Genomic DNA, 20,000 nt, shown 5'->3' with positions numbered 1-20,000 from the left:
TACTTGGATGCTAATCGGCGGGTTCCCGGCAGGATTTCCTTACATCTCTCGCTTAAGCGTGAATGTCGAGTATCTAAGGGGAAATCCCGTCAGGATTTTCTGACATTGCGTAAAGAATATTTGCCAGGTGAGATAGGGTGTCGAGGTGATCTGCGGTGGTGCTAATTACGCCTTCGCGGGCAAGCCACGCTCCCACAAAGATCCGCGGCGACGCCTTTCGCGGACAAGTCGGATCGCCGCACCGCACGCTCCCACAGGATTTCTGGGATGCGCGGGAGATTTGTGCTTATGCGAAACCTGTGGGAGCCGGGCTTGCCCGCGATGAGGCCCTTGGATTCATCCGCCAACCAAACGCATACGCAAACAAAAACGCCAGCCCGAAGGCTGGCGTTTTTGATTTATCGCTCACCCGATCACTCAGGCTTGCGACGACCAAAGCCCGGGCGCTGACCCGAACCGGCGGGTGCACCGCGGCGTTTGCCCGATGGCTTGTCGTCGACCAGTTTGATCCCCGGACGTTTCGGCGCTGGCTTGGCCGGGCGCTTGGTGTCGGCAGGACGATCTGCCACCGGCGTACCGCGAGCGGAATCACCACGGCCTGCTGGCGCGCCGCGATCACTGCGACCACCACTTGGTGCACCGCGACCGTTGGCCGGCCGCGGAGTACGTGGGCCACGCTCACCGTCAGCACGAGGCGCGACTGGCTTGCGCGATGGACGCTCGCCTTCGATCTGCGGCTCGCGGGACTCACGGCCGGCAGCCGGAGTACCCGCAGCTGGACGTAAGGTACGAACGCGTTCGGTCTTGCCCATTGGACGCGACGACTTGCGCTGCATACGGTCGAGCTTGTCTTTGCTCTTGGCGTTCATCTGCGGCATGGCCACAGGCGTGAGGCCGACTTCAGCGCTCAGAATGTCGACTTCGTACTGGCTCATTTCGCGCCAGCGACCCATCGGCAGATCGGAGTTCAGGAACACCGGACCGAAACGCACACGCTTCAGACGGCTGACCACCAGGCCCTGGGATTCCCACAAACGACGGACTTCGCGGTTGCGACCTTCCATCACCACGCAGTGGTACCAGTGGTTGAAGCCTTCGCCGCCCGGCGCCTGCTTGATGTCGGTGAATTTGGCCGGGCCGTCTTCAAGGACAACGCCTGCCTTCAGACGCTCGATCATTTCGTCATCGACTTCGCCGCGCACACGTACCGCGTATTCACGGTCCATCTCGTAGGAAGGGTGCATCAGACGGTTGGCCAGCTCACCATCAGTGGTGAACATCAGCAGACCGGTGGTGTTGATATCCAGACGACCGATGTTGATCCAGCGGCCTTCTTTCGGCTTGGGCATCTTGTCAAACACGGTCGGACGCCCTTCAGGGTCGTCACGGGTGCAGATTTCACCGTCAGGTTTGTTGTACATGATCACGCGGCGAACCGACTCGGCGGCTTCTTCGCGCTTGATCACCTTGCCATCAATGGTGATGGCGTCATGCAGGTCGACGCGCAGACCGAGGGTGGCGTCTTTGCCATTGACCTTGATGCGGCCGTGGCTGATCCAGGCTTCTACGTCACGGCGCGAGCCGACGCCGATGCGGGCGAGGACTTTCTGCAGTTTTTCGCCTGCTGGGCCGATTTCCTGATCGTCTTTAGAGCCGTCTTTCTGGTCTTTGATACTCATCTGGGCACCTCCCGGTGTGGTCTGTTCAGGCGGCGCTGAATTGAGCGTCCTGAAGCGATGTAAATCTGGGTACTTTTTGCAGAACCTGGGCGAAGCGATCGCCGAAGGGTCGCGAATCATACGCTCATGCACGCGTTTGCGCATCAGAGACTAGCTGATGGGCGCCAGGTTATTTTTTCCGCCGACCGGTGGCGCCGAGTTTGATCAAGCGCATGGCCGCCTCTGCGAGCACAGTGCGTTTGTCGGACTTGTCGAGCTTCTTCCAGGCCTTGATCTCGCGCTTGCTGCGTCCGCACCCGATGCAGATGTGCTCCTCGGTGAATTTGCAGACGCTGATGCAGGGGTCTTTGGTTGAGCTCATCCAATTCTCCAGTCAACACAAAACCACTGTAGGAGCGAGCCTGCTCGCGATGAGGCCAGCACATTCAAATTGAAGTATCTGAAAGAGCGCTATCGCGAGCAGGCTCACCCCCACAGTGGAACTCCAATGCCGATAAAATGGGGTCAGTCGTCGAATTCGCGGCGTTCGGCTTCGATGGCTTCAGCTAGAGCCCGGGCCTCGGCTTCCTCGTCGGTCAACTCCGGCTCGGGTGCGGACGGTTGAAGCGCGGCGACGGCGGCCAGAAGTTTCTCGCGGGCTTCGGCAACGCCCAGCACATCCTCTTCCTGCGCTTCTTCGATTGGGGCGTCTGGCTTGAGCTGAAGTTTAACTTCAATCACAGGCTCCGGGGCTGGCTCGGTCTCAGGCTGATCCACGATCGCTTCGGTTGAACTTTCCACGCCATCACGCAACAAATCATCAAAGTCCGTCTTGATCCCCTCCTCCATCGTGTCCAGCTCAAGCAACAACGTGTGGAAACTGGTTTCTTCCTTCGGCTCTTCCGGCTCGGCACTGGCGTCGGCCAATGCCTGCAGGCTTGCCGGCACCGGCGCGTCGTCGAAGTCAAGAACGGGGTCGGGCTCCAGCTCGCGCAGGTCGGCCAGTGGCGGCAGGTCGTCGAGGTTCTTCAGGTTGAAGTGATCGAGAAAGACCTTGGTCGTCGCGAACATCGCCGGTTTGCCGGGCACATCGCGGTAACCGACGATGCGAATCCACTCGCGCTCCATGAGCGTTTTGACGATGTGGCTGTTGACCGCCACACCACGCACGTCTTCGATTTCGCCCCGGGTGATCGGCTGGCGATAGGCGATCAACGCCATGGTTTCGAGCATGGCGCGGGAATAGCGCTGCGGGCGTTCTTCCCATAGACGGCCGACCCAGGGCGAGAACTTCTCGCGGATCTGCAGACGATACCCCGAGGCGACTTCCTTCAGCTCAAAGGCGCGACCATCGCAGGATTTCGCCAACAGCGTCAGCGCTTTTTTGAAAACCGGCGGCTCCGGGCGCTCACCCTCCTCGAACAGTTCGAACAGGCGCTCAAGCGATTGCGGTTTTCCCGAGGCCAACAGAAAGGCTTCAAGCAGTGGCGCCAGCTCGCGGGGTTCAGTCAGGTTCATGATTCGACTCGTTATTCGGCTCGGGCTCGGACATGGATCGCCGCGAAGGGCTCATTCTGCACCAGCTCGACCAAGGATTCCTTGACCAGTTCGAGGACTGCCATAAAGGTCACGACAACGCCCAAGCGCCCTTCTTGCGCGGTAAACAGCTCGACGAACGGCACAAATCCGCCGCCCTTGAGCCTCTCCAGCACATCGCTCATGCGTTCGCGCGTGGACAGCGCCTCGCGGCTGACCTGGTGGCTTTCGAACATATCGCCGCGGCGCAGGACTTCGGCCATGGACATCAGCAGCTCTTCGAGGCTGACGTCCGGCAACAGCTTGCGCGCCCGCGCTTCCGGGGCATCGAGCTTGGGCACCACGACATCGCGGCCGACCCGGCTGAGGCCATCAATGCCCTCGGCAGCGGCCTTGAAGCGTTCGTACTCCTGCAGACGCCGGATCAGCTCGGCACGCGGATCGTCTTCTTCATCTTCGATGGTTTCGGCGCGCGGCAGCAGCATCCGCGATTTGATCTCGGCCAGCATCGCCGCCATCACCAAATATTCGGCGGCCAGCTCCAGGCGCACCGACTGCATCAACTCGACGTAACCCATGTATTGGCGGGTGATTTCCGCCACCGGGATGTCGAGGATGTTGATGTTCTGTTTGCGAATCAGGTACAGCAGCAGATCGAGCGGGCCTTCGAAAGCTTCGAGAAACACTTCGAGCGCGTCGGGCGGAATGTACAGGTCCAACGGCATTTCCAGCACCGCCTGGCCATAGACCATGGCAAACGGCAATTCCTGCTGGGCGCCGGCCTGGCTGTCGACGGGTTCCACTGCAGACATCTAGGCCTCGGCCATGAACGGCGCAGGGTCGCCGCAACCGACGCGGATCACTTCCGGTTCACCGTCGGCGAGGCTGATCACCGTCGACGCCTTGATCCCGCCGTAGCCGCCGTCGATGATCAGGTCAACCTGATGCTCGAGCAATTGCCGCATTTCGTAGGGGTCGGTCAGCGGATCCGTGTCGCCAGGCATGATCAGCGTCACGCTCATCAACGGTTCGCCCAGCTCTGCAAGCAGCGCCAGAGCAATCGGATGGCTCGGCACGCGCAGGCCGATGGTGCGTTTTTTCGGATGCAGCAACAGTCTTGGCACTTCGCGGGTGGCGTTGAGAATGAAAGTGTAAGGCCCAGGCAGGTGCGCCTTGAGAATGCGAAAGGTGCCAGTGTCGATCTTGGCAAAGATGCCCAGTTGCGACAGGTCGCTGCAGATCAGTGCGAAGTTGTGCTTGTCATCCAGTTGACGCAAGCGGCGCACGCGTTCCACGGCATTCTTGTCGCCGATCTGGCAACCAATGGCGTAGGACGAGTCAGTGGGATAAATCACCACCCCGCCGCTGCGGATGATTTCAACAGCCTGTTTGATCAGGCGCGCTTGCGGGTTTTCCGGATGAATCTGGAAAAATTGACTCACGTTCTCTACCTGTTCAGACGGCGGCAATAATTGGGTCATGTTTGAACCGACACCACAGCGGCGGCAGGTCCTCCGGGAGCGGGCGATATTCACCGATCTCGGACCAGCCTCCAGGGCCATGAAAATCACTGCCGGCGCTGACCAGCAGACCGAACTCACGGGCGAGAATGGCCAGGCTGCCCACTTGTTCGGCGGGCTGATGACCGTTGACCACTTCGATGGCGTGGCCCCCTGCTTGAATATAGTCGGCAATCAGGCGCCGGCGTTTACTGCGCGTGAAATCGTAATGCCAGGGATGCGCCAGGCTGACCCAGGCGTTCGCCGCACGCAGGGTTTCGACGGTTTCTTCGAGGGTCGGCCAGTGTTGCTTGACGTCGCCCAGCTTGCCGGCCCCCAGCCATTTGCGAAACGCTTCGGCGCGATCCTTGACGAAACCTTCACGGACCATCCAGTCGGCGAAATGCGGACGGGCCGGCGCGTTGCCACTGTCGCCGAGTTCCTGCTGGATCGCCCGAGCGCCTTCGAGCGCACCCGGCATGCCTTTCAACGCCAGTTTGCGGCTTATTTCCTCGGACCGCAGCCAGCGGCCATCGTGCAGTCGGGCAATGGCCTCGACCAGCGACGGCGCCGTCACATCGAAACCGTAACCCAGTACATGAATGGTCGCACCGCCCCACGTGCAGGACAATTCGACACCGTTGACCAGTTGCATCCCCAGCGCCGTCGCTGCGCTACGCGCCTCTTCGAGGCCTTCGAGGGTGTCGTGATCGGTCAAGGCCAGGACTCGCACGCCTTTCTCGAACGCTCGCGCAACCAGGACCGCAGGCGCGAGGGCGCCATCGGAGGCTGTGCTGTGGCAGTGCAAATCAACATTCACAGGGATGTGTAACCTCAAATCAGCTGGCGCTATCGCGCGCCCATATGTTTGTTATTATGCCGCCACATCCTGCTTCTGGCTGCCACTGTGAAACAATTCATCGATTTCATCCCGCTCCTGCTGTTTTTCATCGTTTTCAAAATTGACCCACGGGTTGTCGATATTGCCGGCCATCAGGTGACTGTGGGCGGTATCTACAGCGCCACGGCGATGCTGATCATCAGTTCCCTGGTCGTCTACGGCGCGCTCTACTTCAAGCAGCGCAAACTGGAAAAGAGCCAATGGCTGACGCTGATTGCCTGTCTGGTCTTCGGCAGCCTGACCCTGGCGTTCCACAGCGAGACTTTCCTGAAATGGAAAGCGCCGGTGGTCAATTGGCTGTTTGCCCTGGCATTCCTCGGCAGTCACTTCATTGGTGAGCAGTTGCTGATCAAACGCATCATGGGCCATGCGCTGACGTTGCCAGACCCGGTCTGGACCCGCCTGAACATTGCCTGGATCGCATTTTTCCTGTTTTGCGGTGCCGCCAACCTGTTCGTCGCGTTCACGTTCCAGGAATACTGGGTCGACTTCAAAGTCTTCGGCAGCCTGGGCCTGACGTTGCTGTTCCTGATCGCACAGGGCATCTACCTGTCCCGTCATATGCACGACGCTGATACCACAACGCCCAAAACCGAGGACTGACATGCTTTACGCAATCATTGCCACAGACGTCGCTAACTCCCTGGAAGCCCGCCTGGCCGCACGGCCTGCCCACCTTGAGCGCCTGCAAGTGCTCAAAGGCGAAGGCCGCATCGTTCTGGCCGGCCCGCACCCGGCGGTCGACAGCAATGATCCCGGCGCTGCGGGTTTCACCGGCAGCCTGATCGTTGCCGAATTTGATTCCCTGAGCGCCGCACAGGCCTGGGCCGACGCCGATCCGTACATTGCGGCCGGCGTCTACGCCAATGTGTCGGTCAAGCCATTCAAGCAAGTCCTGCCCTAGTCTCATGTGTCGCGATGAACCTTCCCGGTTCATCGCGCTATCAATCGCTCATTATTCCCGTTTACCTGCCGATAGCCTGCCCAATAATAATTGGAATCAGGAGCTCCTATGCGCAAAGGTCCGTTGTGTCTGATGTTGGTGACGTTAGCGATCGGGGCACCCGCCCACGGGGAAGAATCTGCCGAGGGCAGTCAGGCGACTCCGCTGTCGTTGAGCGCTGCTAGTCAGATCGCCGAATTGCAGCAGCGCTTGAAAGTGAGCGAGCAGCAAAGGGAAGAACTGAGCAAGCAACTGCAAAGCACCCATGCCGAACGTGAGAGCGTGCAACTGAGCCGGTTGCGTCAGGACAATCAGCGCCTGAAGCAGCAGCTCAAGGAAAACGAGTCAGGCAGCCCGTTGCGGCGCTTTCTGACGGATCAACAGCAATGGTTCGTGGTCGGCGCAGGAGTAGCGCTATTGGCTCTGCTCTGCGGTATCTTCGCCAGCGGTGCGTATAGAAAACGTCGACAATGGCTAAATTGAGTGAGTCATGAGCGAGCTGTTATTAATTGATGATGATCAGGAGCTGTGTGAGCTGCTGGTCAGCTGGCTGAGCCAGGAAGGCTTTCAGGTGCGTGCCTGTCACGACGGCCAGAGTGCCCGTCGTGCGCTGGCCGAAACGTCGCCGGCAGCGGTGGTGCTGGACGTGATGCTGCCGGACGGCAGTGGCCTGGAATTGCTCAAGCAATTGCGCAGCGATCACCCGGACTTGCCGGTGCTGATGCTCTCGGCTCGCGGCGAACCGCTGGACCGTATCCTCGGCCTGGAGCTGGGCGCCGATGATTACCTGGCCAAACCCTGTGACCCACGGGAACTGACCGCCCGCTTGCGCGCGGTGCTGCGCCGTAGCCATCCGGCGGCCGTGTCCAGCCAGCTCGAACTGGGCGACCTGTGTTTCAGCCCGATGCGCGGGGTGGTCAGCATCGACGATCAGGAATTCACCCTCACTGTCTCCGAAAGTCGCCTGCTCGAAGCCCTGCTCAAACAACCCGGCGAGCCGCTGGACAAGCAGGAACTGGCTCAAATCGCCCTCGGCCGCAAGCTGACCCTATATGACCGCAGCCTGGACATGCACGTCAGCAACCTGCGCAAAAAAATCGGCCCGCACCCCGACGGCCGCCCCCGCATCGTGGCGCTGCGCAGCCGCGGTTATTACTACAGCCTGTAAAAGCACCGCGACTTTGTATCAGCTGCCGAGCCTGCGAGCCTGCGTCCGGCGGCATAGCCGTCGCAAAACCTGACAACGCGGTTTACCTGAAAAATCCCATCGACTGAATTGACGACGGCTGCGCCGCCGGACGCAGCCTCGCGGGCTCGACAGCTGCTACAGGGGGCGCGGTGAATCGCTGGGTTTGTCAGGCGGGTACAAAATCCTCTTTACCGAAGCTTTACGCTTCCCTGACCGCCGCTGACCTTGATCTGCGTAATCTGAACTCATCCGGAACGTACCGGGAACGAGACAAGGAGATACACCATGCGCAAGACTCTTATCGCTCTGATGTTCGCTGCCGCTCTGCCAACCGTTGCCATGGCCATGCCTGAAGGTGGCGGCCCGATGGACGGCCCGCGTCACGGTGGTCAGATGCACGGCATGCACGGCAAGGGCCCGTACAGCCAACTGGACCTGAGCCGCGAACAGCGCGAGCAGATTCGCAAGATCATGGGCGAGCAGATGCACGAGCGTAAGCAAGTGGTCGACAAATACCTGGAGAAGCTGTCGCCAGCCGACCAGAAAGCCATGAAAGACGAAATGGCTGCCAACCGCAAAAAAGCTGAATCTGACGTACGCGCCCTGCTGAAACCGGATCAACAGAAGCAATTCGATGACATGCAGAAGAAGAAAGCTGAACGTCGCGCCGAATGGGCAGAGTTCAAAGCCTGGAAAGCGCAACAACCGCAAAAAGCGCAATAATGCGCTGACCCTAGGCCCGATGGCTGACCCCGTCGGGCCTGTTTCCATGCGGTTCCATGTGGGAGCGAGCCTGCTCGCGATAGCGGTGTATCAGATCACGCAATGTTGACTGGCACACGGCTATCGCGAGCAGGCTCGCTCCCACATTGACCGACATTTGTTTGAGGATTTTCTGTGCGCTCATTGTTCTGGCGGATTCTGGCCAGCTTCTGGCTGGCCATCACGCTGGTAGCGGGTCTTTCCATTCTGTTGGGGCACATGCTCAACCAGGATGCGTGGATTCTCAGCCGCCATCCGGGGCTCAATACGCTGGCCGAACAGTGGACGCAAACTTTCGAAGCTCAGGGTGAAGAGGCGGCGCAAGACATTCTCAAACAGCGCAAACGTCAGTACCACATTGACGTTCAGGTGCTCAACGAAAGCGGTGACCCGGTGGTGCGCGGCACTTTTCCACGTCGCGCCGCCGCCTTTGAAGCCCGCCAGAATAACGACGATCGTCGCCTGCCGTGGCGGCGTTTGACGGACGAATACACCAGCGCGAAAACCGGCGACACCTACCTGCTGATTTACCGCATCCCGCATCCGGAACTGGATTCGTGGCACCGCGAAAGTCTGCTCTGGCCCCTGAGTGCCCTGGGGATTGCGCTGGTGGTGCTGACCTTGTTCAGTCTATTCGTCACCTTGTCGATCACCCGGCCGTTGAGTCGCCTGCGCGGTGCCGTGCATGATCTGGGGCAGACCACTTATCAGCAGAATAGCCTGGTGAAACTGGCCAACCGGCGCGATGAATTTGGCGTACTGGCCAACGATTTCAACCGCATGGGCGCTCGCCTGCAAAGCCTGATCGGCAGCCAGCGACAGCTGTTGCGTGATGTATCTCACGAATTGCGTTCGCCCCTGGCTCGATTGCGCATCGCCTTGGCACTGGCCGAGCGCGCCAATCCCGAAGAGAGGGAGAAACTCTGGCCGCGCCTGACCCGGGAGTGCGACCGTCTGGAAGCGCTAATCAGCGAGATTCTGGTGCTGGCGCGCGTAGACGCCGACAACGCCAGTGCCGAAGATGTCGACCTGAATGCACTGCTGAACACGCTGCAAAAAGATGCTCAATTGGGATCGCCCGAGCAAAGCGTTCATCTGGAAGCCGAACCGCAATTGAGTCTCAAGGGCTGGCCGACGATGATCGAGCGCGCCGTGGACAATTTGCTGCGCAATGCCCAGCGGTTCAATCAGCCCGGTGGATTACCCATCGAGATGCTGGCGTTGCGGCAGGGTGAGCGGATTGTCATCAGTGTTCGCGATCACGGGCCGGGTGTTGAGGCCGAGCATTTAAGTCAGCTGGGTGAGCCGTTTTACCGCGCACCGGGGCAGACGGCTGCGGGGCATGGCTTGGGATTGGCAATCGCACGGCGCGCGGCGGAGCGACATGGCGGCAGTCTGGTGCTGGCCAATCACCCGGAGGGCGGGTTTGTGGCCAGTCTGGAATTGCCGTTGGTGCCGGGGGTGGTGGTTCAACCGTAATCCCTGTAGGAGCGGGCCTGCTTGCGAAGGCGTCGTATCAGTCACCCCGCTTGGTGAATGACAAACCGTTTCGCGAGCAAGCCCGCTTCCACATTAGATCGCTGTCGTCAGGCCTTTCCGGCCCAGGCGCTGACGAACCCGCTCAGATCAACCTTCTCCGCCACCCGCGGCTCCTTCTGCGGCGTACCCAGATAAAGAAACCCGATCACCTCCTCCCCTGCCGCCAAGCCCAAGCCTTGGGCCACGTGCGGCGAATAGGCCAACTCCCCCGTGCGCCACACTGCACCAATCCCTTGCGCGTAGGCCGCCAGTAAAATCCCGTGCGCTGCACAGCCCGCCGCCAGCAACTGCTCGGACTTGGGGTATTTGACGTGATCCTGCAAGCGCGCGACCACCACGACCACCAACGGCGCCCGCAGTGGCCCGTTGCGCGCCTTGTCCACTGCGGCCGCGGACACATCGCCATCCTGCAGTTTCGCGGCTTCGGCCAGCAACTCGCCCATTTGCTCGCGCGCTGCGCCTTCGACGGTCAGGAAGCGCCACGGCTGCAAATGGCCATGGTCTGGCGCGCGCATCGCGGCGCCAAACAACAGTTCGCGCTGCTCAGCGGTGGGCGCCGGATCGAGCAGTCGGGGAACGGAAACACGGTTGAGCAAAGCGTCGAGAGCCTGCATCGGCCACCTCCAGAAAAAATGTCCGGCTATTCTAGCGGTATCCATCACCGGCCTGCCGGTTTACATGCCCCGCTCCACGGGTAGAATGGCGCCCTTCCTTAATCACTGCCCGAGCGGACTTCATGGCGTTGCCGACCTTACGGACAATTGGTTTCATCATCGGCATCTTCCTGATCACCTTGGCGATCGCCATGGTCGTGCCCATGGCCACTCTGGTGATTTTCGAGCGCACCGGCGATCTGCCCTCGTTCCTCTGGGCGAGCATGATCACCTTCGTCGCCGGCCTCGCGCTGGTGATTCCCGGGCGCCCCGAGCACGTCCACCTGCGCCCGCGCGACATGTACCTGCTCACTGTCAGCAGCTGGCTGGTGGTGTGCATCTTCGCCGCGCTGCCGTTTTTGTTGACTCAGCACATCAGTTACACCGACTCGTTTTTCGAAAGCATGTCCGGCATCACCGCAACCGGTGCGACGGTGCTCAATAATCTGGACAAGATGTCGCCCGGCATCCTGATGTGGCGTTCGATGCTGCACTGGATCGGCGGCATCGGGTTCATCGGCATGGCGGTCGCGATTTTGCCGCTGCTGCGTATTGGTGGCATGCGCCTGTTCCAGACCGAGTCCTCGGACCGCTCCGAAAAAGTCATGCCCCGTTCGCACATGGTGGCGCGGTTGATCGTGGCGGCGTACGTCGGCATCACCATTCTCGGCAGCCTGGCGTTCTGGTGGGCGGGCATGAGCCTGTTCGATGCGATCAACCACGCGATGTCGGCGATCTCCACCGGCGGTTTCTCCACCTCCGACAAGTCCCTGGCCAACTGGTCGCAGCCAGCGGTGCACTGGGTGGCCGTGGTCGTCATGATTCTCGGTAGCCTGCCGTTCACCTTGTACGTGGCGACCTTGCGCGGCAATCGCCGGGCATTGATCAAGGATCAGCAGGTGCAGGGTTTGCTTGGGCTGTTGCTGCTGACCTGGCTGGTGCTCAGCACCTGGTATTGGTGGACGACTCAGTTGCATTGGCTGGACGCGTTGCGCCATGTGGCGCTGAACGTTACCTCGATTGTCACGACCACAGGTTTTGCGCTCGGGGACTACAGCCTGTGGGGCAATTTCTCGCTGATGCTGTTCTTCTATTTGGGTTTCATTGGTGGCTGTTCAGGATCGACCGCCGGCGGGATCAAGATTTTCCGCTTCCAGGTGGCCTACATCCTGCTCAAGGCCAACCTTAACCAGTTGATCCACCCACGCGCGGTGATCAAGCAGAAGTACAACGGCCACCGCCTCGACGAAGAGATCGTGCGTTCGATTCTGACCTTCTCGTTTTTCTTCGCGATCACCATCTGTGTGATCGCGCTGTTGTTGTCACTGCTGGGTGTCGACTGGATGACGGCTCTGACCGGTGCGGCCAGTACCGTTTCCGGTGTCGGTCCGGGGCTGGGCGAAGTCATCGGCCCCGCTGGTAACTTCGCCACCTTGCCGGACGCCGCCAAGTGGATCCTCTCGTTCGGCATGCTGTTGGGTCGACTGGAAATCATCACCGTGTTTGTGCTGTGTATTCCTGCGTTTTGGCGTCACTGACCGGTTTCTCCATCTGCGCCAGTCGCGTCCGGTATTCGCCGGGCGTGGCGTCGAACCAGCGGCGGAAGGCGCGGAAGAAATTGCTCGGGTCGGCGAACCCCAGCAAGTAGGCAATTTCCAGCAGAGTCATCCTCGGTTGCGCCAGATACTGCTCGGCCAGTTCGCGCCGGGTGTCATCCAGCAACGTCTGAAAACTCGTACCCTCCTCCTGCAAACGCCGCTGCAACGTCCGTTGCGACAGGTGCAGCGTCTGGGCCACCGTATCGCGCTTGGGTTCGCCCTGAGGCAACAGGCGGCATAACACCTGCCGCGCCTTGTGCGTCACGCGACTCTCGGAAAAGCGCGCCAGGTACTCACCGGCAAATCGATCATGCAGCAGCGCCATGGCCTCGTTTGCCGTGGGCAGCGGCGCTTCCATGTCGGCGCGCTCGAAAATCAGCGCGTCATACGGCGCGTTGAAGACCATGGGGGCGTGGAAAGTTTGATTATACGGTTCGAGGTTGACGGGTTGGTCGCCTTGCAGCAGAACCTTGCGCGGCTGCAGGGTCCGCCCGGTCAACCAGCCACACAGCGCCAGCGCGCAGGCCAGTGACGCCTCGGCGCTTTGCCGGGTTGGTGGCAAATGATCGCCATGCACCGTCAGAATCAGTCCGTAGCCTTCGTCGAGCAGGCGGAAACTCAGGTCGGCGCTTTCGGCAATGATGCGCTGATAACGCACCAGACGTTGAAAACCTTCAACCAGTGTCTGACTGGACATCAACGCATAACCGGCCACGTGAAACGACGCCGGTCGCGCCACTTTGCCCATGTTCAGGCCGATCGCGGGGTTGCCGGACAGCTCGACCGCACGCTGCCACAGCCGTGTCATGGAATCTTGCGGGAAGCGCGCATCCGGATCATTCAGCGCCGCGAAGTCGAGCCCCAGTTGCTTGAACAGAACCCGGCAATCCAGGCCGTCCATCTCCAGTGCTTTGACAATTCCCATCGCCCAACTCGAAGAAGTCGTTCGTTCACTCATGGCGGTTACTTGCAAGGGTGAGCCGCATATCGCGGAGAATTTGCGAAGGATACTAAAGTGGCGCCCATTGTCACTGGCTGATGCCAATGATGACTCTAGACTCAAATAAGGTACCCGCAGAACAACTTGCAGCCGGATCAACACCACAGAGATCGCAGTCGTGGAAAACATCAAACGTTTCAACAGCTTCGCTGAGTTCTACCCGTATTACCTCAGTGAGCACAGTGACAGTACTTGCCGACGACTGCACTTCATCGGCACCACGCTGGTGATTTTGATTCTCGCCATCACGATCAGCAAAGGCGCCTGGTTGATGCTTTTGGCGTTGCCGCTGGCCGGTTACAGCTTTGCCTGGATCGGGCATTTCTTTTTCGAAAAAAATCGTCCTGCGACCTTTCAGCACCCGCTTTACAGCCTGCTTGGCGATTTCGCCATGTACCGCGACATGCTTCTGCGGCGCGTGCCGTTCTAGCGCACAGCATCAAAGAGGACAGCCGATGAATGCCAACGCTCGTTTCACCCACATGCAGGACGGCACACAGGAAGACTGGGCGATCATCGCCGCGGATTTCAGCGCCTATGCCCGCCAATTGCCGACCCGGATCGTGGCGCACCTGAAATTGCTGGAAGGCGACTTTGGCGGCTTCCCGGTGGATCGCCTGACCCATTCCCTGCAAACCGCCAGCCGCGCCTGGCGCGACGGTCGCGATGAGGAATACGTCGTCTGCGCGCTGCTGCATGACATCGGCGACACGCTCGGTTCCTACAATCACCCGGACATTGCGGCAGCGATCCTCAAGCCGTTTGTCAGTGCCGAGAATCTGTGGATGGTCGAGAAGCACGGGATTTTCCAAGGTTACTATTTCTTCCATCACCTGGGCATGGATCGGCATTTGCGCGAGCAATTCAGCGGGCATCCGCAGTATCAGGCGACCATCGAATTCTGCGCCAAATACGATGCGGCAGCGTTTGATCCTGCTTATGAGACGCTGCCGCTGAGCTTCTTTGAACCGATGCTGGCGCGGTTGTTTGCGCAGCCGAAGAACTCGATTTACAAGGCGGCGATGGAGGAGCGTTCGACTGCCTGAGTTGTTTGCGGTGTTTGCTCTGGCCCTTTCGCGAGCAGGCTCGCTCCCACATTGAAGCGCGCCCCATCGCGAGCAGGCTCGCTCCCACATTTGAACCGTATACGCAGCTGAATTGTGGGAGCGAGCCTGCTCGCGAAAGGGCCGGATGAGGCAGCTTGTTTTTCAAGCCGGCTCAGCAACCTTGATCGCCCGCAGCCCAGCCTCCCGGGCCTGCGCGTCCGCCAGGCGATAAAGCTCGATTGATCCGTCCCAATGCTCGATCAGTGCCGTGCACGACTCCACCCAATCCCCGCAATTAAGGTAGTCCACCCCTCCGACCTTGCGAATTTCGGCGTGGTGAATGTGCCCGCACACCACGCCGTGCAATTCACGCTTGACGCATTCATGGGCGATGGCTTCTTCGAAATCGCTGATGAAACTGACCGCGGTTTTCACTTTGTGCTTGAGGTACGCCGACAGCGACCAATAGCCATAACCGTAACGGGCGCGCCAATGATTGAGCCAGCGGTTGAGCGTCAAGGTGAACTCGTAAGCCGAATCACCCAGGAATGCCAACCAGCGGTGATAGCGTGTGATGACATCGAATTGATCGCCGTGAATCACCAACAGGTGGCGGCCGTCTGCGGTCACGTGTATGGCTTCGTCAACCAACTGGATGTTGCCCAGGACCAGTTTTGAATAACGCCGCAGAAACTCATCGTGATTGCCGGTGACATAAATCACTTTGGTGCCGCGCTTGCTCATGGTTAACAGACGACGGATCACGTTGGTGTGTGCCTGCGGCCAGTACATGCCGCCGCGCAGTTTCCAGCCATCGATGATGTCGCCGACCAGGTAGATCGTGTCGGCGTGATGGCCCTTGAGGAAGGCCGACAAGTGTTCGGCCTGGCAATCGCGCGTGCCCAGGTGCACATCGGAAATCCACAGGGTACGCACTCGTTGCTTACGACTGGGGTTGGCGAGCTCGGCGCTGGTCATGGGCGAACCTCTACGATGGTTTGGCCAAGCTTGCGCCGCTGTGATTAATCACCCATGACAGGCATAAGTCAGGCGTGTGACAGCGCCCACGTGTGCCCTCGGTGTAGACTGGCGGCGACTGTTACTGAGAGACCTGCGATGAGACCGATCCTCACGCTCCGCCATTACACACACGACCTGATCGTCCACAGCCATGACCATGCGCAGTTGGTGTTCGGGCTTTCAGGAGCACTGGATTTCGAAGTCGACGGCCGCGGCAGTCGGGTGGTGCAACAAAGTTTTGTGGTGGTGCCGTCCGGTTTCCATCACGCCTGTGGCAGCAGAAATGGCAGTCGTTGCCTGGTGCTGGACGTGCCCGGCGACCAGTGGCTTTCACAGTCTCTGGGCGATCACGCCGACGCCAGCCGCCGCTTGCTCGACAACGCCGGGCGGCTGTCGCTGGACGCTGGGCAAAGCCAGCTGGTCCACTGGTTGGCAGGCAGTCAGGTCAGCGATCCGCTGATCGCGCAACAAGGCGCGGTGTTGCTGCTGGCCAGCCTGAACAACGCCCGGCCCGAAACCGTGGGTGGCCGCCGTTTGCCCTATGCCGCGCTGAACAGGCACATTGATCAACATGCGGCCTATCCGCTGCAGGTCGCCGACCTGGCGCGTATCGCCGGGTTGTCGAGTGCGCGTCTGCACGCTCGTTTTGTTGCGGAATGCGGGCAGACGCCGATGGACTACATTCGCAGCCGCCGTCTGCACATCGCCGTGAACCTTTTGCGGGGCTCGGCGCTGCCGATTGGCGAGATCGCCAGTCGGGTAGGTTACAGCTCGCAAAGTGCCTTTGCTGCAGCGGTATTGCGTGCATTTGGTGTTCCGCCCAAGAAGTTGCGACGCGAGGCTGGCGACAAAAGACAGTAGTAGCCCGACAGACTTGTCGAGGCGCACGCGATTAAATGTAGGCGCTGGCGAAGCCTGCGATCTTTTGATTCTTCTGTTGAACATCAACATCAAAAGATCGCAGGCTGCGCCAGCTCCTACGCTTTGTCTGCACACTGTTAAGGATCGCAATGACTCCCCGTACCGCTCTCGGCGCCCTGCATATTGGCGCATTAATGTTTGGCCTGACCGGCGTGTTCGGCAAACTGGCTGCCGCGTCCCCCGCTGTCATCGTGTTCGGCCGTGCGGCGTTTGCCGTTTCGGCGCTGGCGGTTTTCGCCAGATTCGCCAGTCAGACGCCTTGGCGCAAACTTGAAGCTGTGGATTGGCGTCGACTGCTGCTCAGCGGTGTACTGCTGGCCGGACACTGGGTAAGTTTTTTCATCGCAGTGAAAGTCGCGGGCGTAGCGATTGCGACCCTGGGGTTCGCCAGTTTCCCGGCGTTTACCGTGATACTCGAAGGGCTGATCTTTCGTGAGCGGATTCGCGCCAATGAGATTCTGCTGGTGGTGCTCGTCAGCATTGGCCTGGTGCTGGTTACTCCGGATTTCAATTTCGCCAGCGACGCAACCACCGGGCTGCTCTGGGCGGTGGGTTCGGGTCTGCTGTTTGCGTTGCTGTCGCTGACCAATCGCGTCAGCTCGGGGCGAATTCCGCCGGTGCAGGCTGCGTTGTGCCAGAACGTGGTGGTTGCACTGTGCCTGCTGCCGGTGGCGGTGCCGCAATTGGCGCAAGTGCGCCCCGTCGACTGGCTATGGATCGGCCTGCTCGGCGTGTTCTGCACCGGGGTTGCGCATAGCCTGTTCGTCGCCAGCCTGGCCGTGATCAAAGCGCGAACCGCCGCCGTGGTGTTCGCCATGGAGCCGGTTTATGGCATCACTCTGGCGTGGCTGCTGTTCGATGAGACCCCAACAGTGCGCATGTTGATCGGCGGTGCGCTGATCATCGTTGCGATCGTGGTGTCGAGCCGACTATCGGGTAGCGCCAGCAGGAAAACCGTTACGGCTTAGGCGGCCTCTCACTGACTGCGGTCGTTATGCCCGAGGTCGCGGTCCGGATCGATCTGATCGCGGACCCGCTGCTTGAGCACCTTGGCCTCGGGGAAGCCGCCTTCGGCCTTACGCTCCCAGATCTGCACGTCGTCACAGAAGATATGGAACACCCCGCCGGTGCCGGGCACGAGCGACACTTTGCCGAGGTCATCGCCGAACGTGCTGAGCAGTTCCTGAGCCAGCCACGCCGCACGCAACAGCCATTGGCATTGCGTGCAGTAGGTGATGACGATTTCCGGTTTATGCGCGGCCATGCCGGGCTCCTGGACTGTGGACGCAGGCATGATAAAGGGTCACCGGATGCCGGCCAACAGCGTCCGGGCTGTTTGCTTGAGAGGTTCATCGCCGTCCTCGAGCAACTCGTTGAGCAACTCGATCGCACTGTCGAGATCGCCGTCATCAATACAGGTCTGGGCTTGCTCAAGCTTGTCGGCATGAGCAGGTACGGCGGGTTCCAGCTCGATCGATTCGGTGCTTAGAGGTTCCAGCTCGAATGACTGCAGCGGGTCGCTGAATTCATTCAGAAAAGCGTCATCCAGAGACTTTGAATCCGGCTCGGCCACCCACTCCAGTTCCGTCTCATCCAGCGTTGGTTCGTCAGACATGTCGAACTCAACGGGCATCACTTGCAGGTTTGAAGAGAAAACCGACTCGTCCGGCCTGGCGGGTTGACTGGCAGACGCAGTTTCATCGAATGGACTGATCAAATCCCAGTTTGAATCCATGGACAGGTCGTCAAGATTCAACTCAAATTCGTCTGGCGGTGCGTCGGCGGGTTGCACCGGCGCGACGATGGGCGCGATGGTCGGGGCGATAATCGGCGCCGCCGGTGTTACAGGAGTCGGCGCGCTGGTCATTTTAGGGTAGCGCTCGCGAATCTCCTGAAGTTGATGTGGGTCAAAACCGCTATCGATCAGGCCTTGTTCCTGAGCATCGTAGGCCGGCACATCGCCCTGTTTGCCCAATACCTCGAGCAACCGTAACGCCAGGTCCGTGCGTTGTGGCTCCTTGACCAGCGCTTCTCGCAGCAACGCCGATGCTTCGGAGAACCGGCCATAGGCGATGTAGATGCCGACGCCTTCCAGCACATCGCCAGAAGGCGTTTCTTCGTGATGCAGAGGGGCGTGCTTGAGTGCGGAAGCCTGTGCGGCGGGCTCTTCCTCCCGGTCAAGGACCGGTTCAAGTTGCTCTGCCAGGACTGCGCCCTGTAGTGGCGACGCCTGAGCCTGTTGCCTGCGGCGGCGAATCAAAAAACCTAGCAACAGCAATCCCGCCAGTGCCAGCAAGCCGATGATCATGGGCCAGTCTGCAGGCTCTGATTCTTCAACGACAACCGGGTCTGGAGCGGACGAAACGGGCACGGCCGGCACCGCGACTGGCGGCGCCTGTTGTACTTCGGCCAGTCGGGTTTGCAACTCGACGACCTGCTTTTTCTGGCCGGCAATCTGCTCATCCTGTGCCAGAAGCTTCGCATTCAGCTCGTCGAGATTTTTTTGCAGCTGCTGGTTCTGCAGGACGCTGGCGGCCAACTGCTCGGCGACAGGGTCGATCACCGGCGGCGCAGGTTGTTGTGCGCCAGGTTTCGCAGCAGGTTTTTTTGCCGATGCAGGTGGCACAGCGGCAGGCGTGACTTTCGGGAAGGGCGAGTTCGGCGCACTGGCCTCCGGCTCGTCGGCAACAGCGACGATACCGGGAGCACCCGGCGGATCAATCAACACCGTGTATTCCCGTAGCAGCCGACCATTGGGCTGATTGAGTTGCACGAGAAAATTCAGAAAAGGTTCGTTGACCGGTTTGCCGGAGCTGACTCTGATCACGGCGCGATTGCCGCGCAAAATCGGCGTGAATTTCAGGTCATTAAGAAAAAATACTCGCTCGACCCCGGCGCGCCCGAACTCCTCCGCGGTGGCCAGGCTGACTGACAGATCGCCCTCCTCCAGGCCTGCGGCATCCACTAGAGCAATGTCAGCGCGCAGCGGCTGATTCAATGCCGAATGTATGGTGAGCTCACCAAGACCCAATGCGGATGCCGCGACCGAATAAGTGACGAGCCCACCTGCCAGCAACCATTGGCTGCAACACCGCATTACTACGTGCCAACTTTCGAGCATGAGCATCCCTTAAATAACCGCGACCGAGCTGTAGGCGCTCGCACATCGGTACAAATACGTTCCACTTGAAAGTTCTTTATAGCCTGCTGAATGGCGTATCTCAAAAGACCGCTGCGATGTTCTGCCTCAAGACTTTTCGAGATTGGCCAGAATCAGCCCATGAACCCGCATGCACACTTTCAAATCCGCCTCATCGACGCCTTCAAACAATTCATGTCGGAGTTGCGTGGCAATGGTTTCAATTTGTTCAATCAATGGACGGGCCGGTGCACAAAGTACGATTTTCTTGGCCCGGCGATCTTCTACCACCGATTGACGCTGCACCAGCCCCTGGCCTTCGAGGCTGTCGAGCAACCGGGCCAGTGTCGGCCCTTCCACGCCAACGCTTTGCGCTAACTCACGCTGGGTCGGTGCATCGTCGAATCGTGCCAGATGCAGCAGCACCAGCCAGCGCGCCTGAGAAAGGCCAAGACCGGCCAGCCGGCGGTCGAGTTCGGCGCGCCATCCGCGCGACATATGGGCCAGTTGCATGCCAAAACGGTGTTGATCGGTCAGCGGCATAAAACACTCATGATCAGACTGAAATAGAAAAAACTAATTATTAGTCAGCTAAG

General features: G+C 59.9%; 23 protein-coding genes. 11 read left to right on the top strand and 12 right to left on the bottom strand.

Going from position 1 to position 20,000, the window contains the following annotated elements; genetic code table 11:
- Positions 1 to 413: 413 nt before the first annotated feature.
- From rluB to DU29_RS0111315, 6 genes are all read right to left on the bottom strand, one after another.
- Positions 414 to 1,679, bottom strand: coding sequence for a 23S rRNA pseudouridine(2605) synthase RluB (rluB, locus tag DU29_RS0111340; RefSeq protein ID WP_028621812.1), 1,266 nt, complete (start codon positions 1,677 to 1,679; stop codon positions 414 to 416).
- A gap of 169 nt (positions 1,680 to 1,848) precedes the next feature.
- Complete coding sequence (locus DU29_RS0111335) at positions 1,849 to 2,040, bottom strand: DUF1289 domain-containing protein (RefSeq protein WP_028621811.1); 192 nt, start codon at positions 2,038 to 2,040, stop codon at positions 1,849 to 1,851.
- 143 nt (positions 2,041 to 2,183) lie between these two features.
- Positions 2,184 to 3,176 (bottom strand): SMC-Scp complex subunit ScpB, encoded by a 993-nt coding sequence (scpB, locus tag DU29_RS0111330; protein WP_028621810.1) that lies wholly within the window; start codon positions 3,174 to 3,176, stop codon positions 2,184 to 2,186.
- Between the two features lie 11 nt (positions 3,177 to 3,187).
- Complete coding sequence (locus tag DU29_RS0111325) at positions 3,188 to 3,946, bottom strand: segregation and condensation protein A (RefSeq protein ID WP_177326953.1); 759 nt, start codon at positions 3,944 to 3,946, stop codon at positions 3,188 to 3,190.
- A gap of 60 nt (positions 3,947 to 4,006) precedes the next feature.
- Positions 4,007 to 4,636, bottom strand: coding sequence for an L-threonylcarbamoyladenylate synthase (locus DU29_RS0111320; RefSeq protein ID WP_028621808.1), 630 nt, complete (start codon positions 4,634 to 4,636; stop codon positions 4,007 to 4,009).
- A 13-nt stretch (positions 4,637 to 4,649) separates the two neighbouring features.
- Positions 4,650 to 5,513 (bottom strand): PHP domain-containing protein, encoded by an 864-nt coding sequence (locus DU29_RS0111315; protein ID WP_028621807.1) that lies wholly within the window; start codon positions 5,511 to 5,513, stop codon positions 4,650 to 4,652.
- 87 nt (positions 5,514 to 5,600) lie between these two features.
- Between DU29_RS0111315 and DU29_RS0111310 the strand changes: the two genes are divergently transcribed.
- From DU29_RS0111310 to DU29_RS0111285, 6 genes are all read left to right on the top strand, one after another.
- The gene (locus DU29_RS0111310) at positions 5,601 to 6,197 is read left to right on the top strand and encodes a septation protein A (protein ID WP_028621806.1); all 597 of its coding nucleotides are present in this window, start codon (positions 5,601 to 5,603) and stop codon (positions 6,195 to 6,197) included.
- A gap of 1 nt (position 6,198) precedes the next feature.
- Positions 6,199 to 6,498, top strand: a complete 300-nt coding sequence (locus tag DU29_RS0111305; protein ID WP_008156126.1) for a YciI family protein — start codon at positions 6,199 to 6,201, stop codon at positions 6,496 to 6,498.
- A 108-nt stretch (positions 6,499 to 6,606) separates the two neighbouring features.
- Positions 6,607 to 7,020 carry a translation initiation factor 2 gene (locus tag DU29_RS0111300; protein ID WP_028621805.1) on the top strand — a complete coding sequence of 138 codons (414 nt, stop codon included), beginning with the start codon at positions 6,607 to 6,609 and terminating at the stop codon, positions 7,018 to 7,020.
- A gap of 7 nt (positions 7,021 to 7,027) precedes the next feature.
- Positions 7,028 to 7,705 (top strand): response regulator transcription factor, encoded by a 678-nt coding sequence (locus tag DU29_RS0111295; RefSeq protein WP_028621804.1) that lies wholly within the window; start codon positions 7,028 to 7,030, stop codon positions 7,703 to 7,705.
- 306 nt (positions 7,706 to 8,011) lie between these two features.
- The gene (locus DU29_RS0111290; RefSeq protein ID WP_028621803.1) at positions 8,012 to 8,449 is read left to right on the top strand and encodes a Spy/CpxP family protein refolding chaperone; all 438 of its coding nucleotides are present in this window, start codon (positions 8,012 to 8,014) and stop codon (positions 8,447 to 8,449) included.
- Between the two features lie 174 nt (positions 8,450 to 8,623).
- A complete protein-coding gene (locus tag DU29_RS0111285; protein WP_028621802.1) occupies positions 8,624 to 9,967 on the top strand; it encodes a sensor histidine kinase in 1,344 nt (447 codons plus the stop codon).
- A 107-nt stretch (positions 9,968 to 10,074) separates the two neighbouring features.
- On the opposite strand, the gene DU29_RS0111280 is transcribed toward DU29_RS0111285, so the two are convergent.
- Positions 10,075 to 10,641, bottom strand: coding sequence for an NAD(P)H nitroreductase (locus DU29_RS0111280; RefSeq protein ID WP_028621801.1), 567 nt, complete (start codon positions 10,639 to 10,641; stop codon positions 10,075 to 10,077).
- A gap of 122 nt (positions 10,642 to 10,763) precedes the next feature.
- Between DU29_RS0111280 and DU29_RS0111275 the strand changes: the two genes are divergently transcribed.
- Positions 10,764 to 12,218: a TrkH family potassium uptake protein gene (locus tag DU29_RS0111275; RefSeq protein WP_028621800.1), complete on the top strand. Its 1,455-nt coding sequence runs from the start codon at positions 10,764 to 10,766 to the stop codon at positions 12,216 to 12,218.
- Here the strand turns inward: DU29_RS0111275 and DU29_RS0111270 are convergent.
- On the bottom strand, positions 12,175 to 13,236 hold the full coding sequence (locus DU29_RS0111270) for an AraC family transcriptional regulator (protein WP_081832471.1): 1,062 nt from the start codon (positions 13,234 to 13,236) through the stop codon (positions 12,175 to 12,177). The genes DU29_RS0111275 and DU29_RS0111270 overlap by 44 nt on opposite strands.
- A gap of 160 nt (positions 13,237 to 13,396) precedes the next feature.
- Between DU29_RS0111270 and DU29_RS0111265 the strand changes: the two genes are divergently transcribed.
- Positions 13,397 to 13,708 (top strand): DUF962 domain-containing protein, encoded by a 312-nt coding sequence (locus tag DU29_RS0111265; protein WP_028621798.1) that lies wholly within the window; start codon positions 13,397 to 13,399, stop codon positions 13,706 to 13,708.
- Positions 13,709 to 13,733: 25 nt separating this feature from the next.
- Positions 13,734 to 14,324: an HD domain-containing protein gene (locus tag DU29_RS0111260; protein WP_028621797.1), complete on the top strand. Its 591-nt coding sequence runs from the start codon at positions 13,734 to 13,736 to the stop codon at positions 14,322 to 14,324.
- 162 nt (positions 14,325 to 14,486) lie between these two features.
- Here the strand turns inward: DU29_RS0111260 and DU29_RS0111255 are convergent, their stop codons facing one another.
- Positions 14,487 to 15,302, bottom strand: coding sequence for a UDP-2,3-diacylglucosamine diphosphatase (locus tag DU29_RS0111255; protein ID WP_028621796.1), 816 nt, complete (start codon positions 15,300 to 15,302; stop codon positions 14,487 to 14,489).
- Positions 15,303 to 15,440: 138 nt separating this feature from the next.
- Between DU29_RS0111255 and DU29_RS0111250 the strand changes: the two genes are divergently transcribed.
- Both DU29_RS0111250 and DU29_RS0111245 read left to right on the top strand, forming a co-directional pair.
- Complete coding sequence (locus DU29_RS0111250; protein ID WP_028621795.1) at positions 15,441 to 16,205, top strand: helix-turn-helix transcriptional regulator; 765 nt, start codon at positions 15,441 to 15,443, stop codon at positions 16,203 to 16,205.
- 149 nt (positions 16,206 to 16,354) lie between these two features.
- Positions 16,355 to 17,233, top strand: a complete 879-nt coding sequence (locus tag DU29_RS0111245) for a DMT family transporter (RefSeq protein WP_028621794.1) — start codon at positions 16,355 to 16,357, stop codon at positions 17,231 to 17,233.
- 8 nt (positions 17,234 to 17,241) lie between these two features.
- On the opposite strand, the gene DU29_RS0111240 is transcribed toward DU29_RS0111245, so the two are convergent.
- The 3 genes from DU29_RS0111240 to DU29_RS0111230 form a co-directional block, all read right to left on the bottom strand.
- The gene (locus DU29_RS0111240; protein ID WP_028621793.1) at positions 17,242 to 17,529 is read right to left on the bottom strand and encodes a SelT/SelW/SelH family protein; all 288 of its coding nucleotides are present in this window, start codon (positions 17,527 to 17,529) and stop codon (positions 17,242 to 17,244) included.
- A gap of 39 nt (positions 17,530 to 17,568) precedes the next feature.
- The gene (locus DU29_RS0111235) at positions 17,569 to 19,386 is read right to left on the bottom strand and encodes a FimV/HubP family polar landmark protein (RefSeq protein WP_028621792.1); all 1,818 of its coding nucleotides are present in this window, start codon (positions 19,384 to 19,386) and stop codon (positions 17,569 to 17,571) included.
- Between the two features lie 126 nt (positions 19,387 to 19,512).
- Entirely contained in the window at positions 19,513 to 19,947 is a 435-nt protein-coding gene (locus DU29_RS0111230; RefSeq protein ID WP_028621791.1) for a MarR family transcriptional regulator, read from the bottom strand.
- Between the last annotated feature and the right edge of the window lie 53 nt (positions 19,948 to 20,000).

It is taken from the genome of Pseudomonas sp. Ant30-3 (genome assembly GCF_000690905.1).
Lineage (GTDB): Bacteria > Pseudomonadota > Gammaproteobacteria > Pseudomonadales > Pseudomonadaceae > Aquipseudomonas.
Note: the sequence above shows the minus strand (reverse complement) of the source record. Positions and strands in the feature narration are given on the sequence as shown.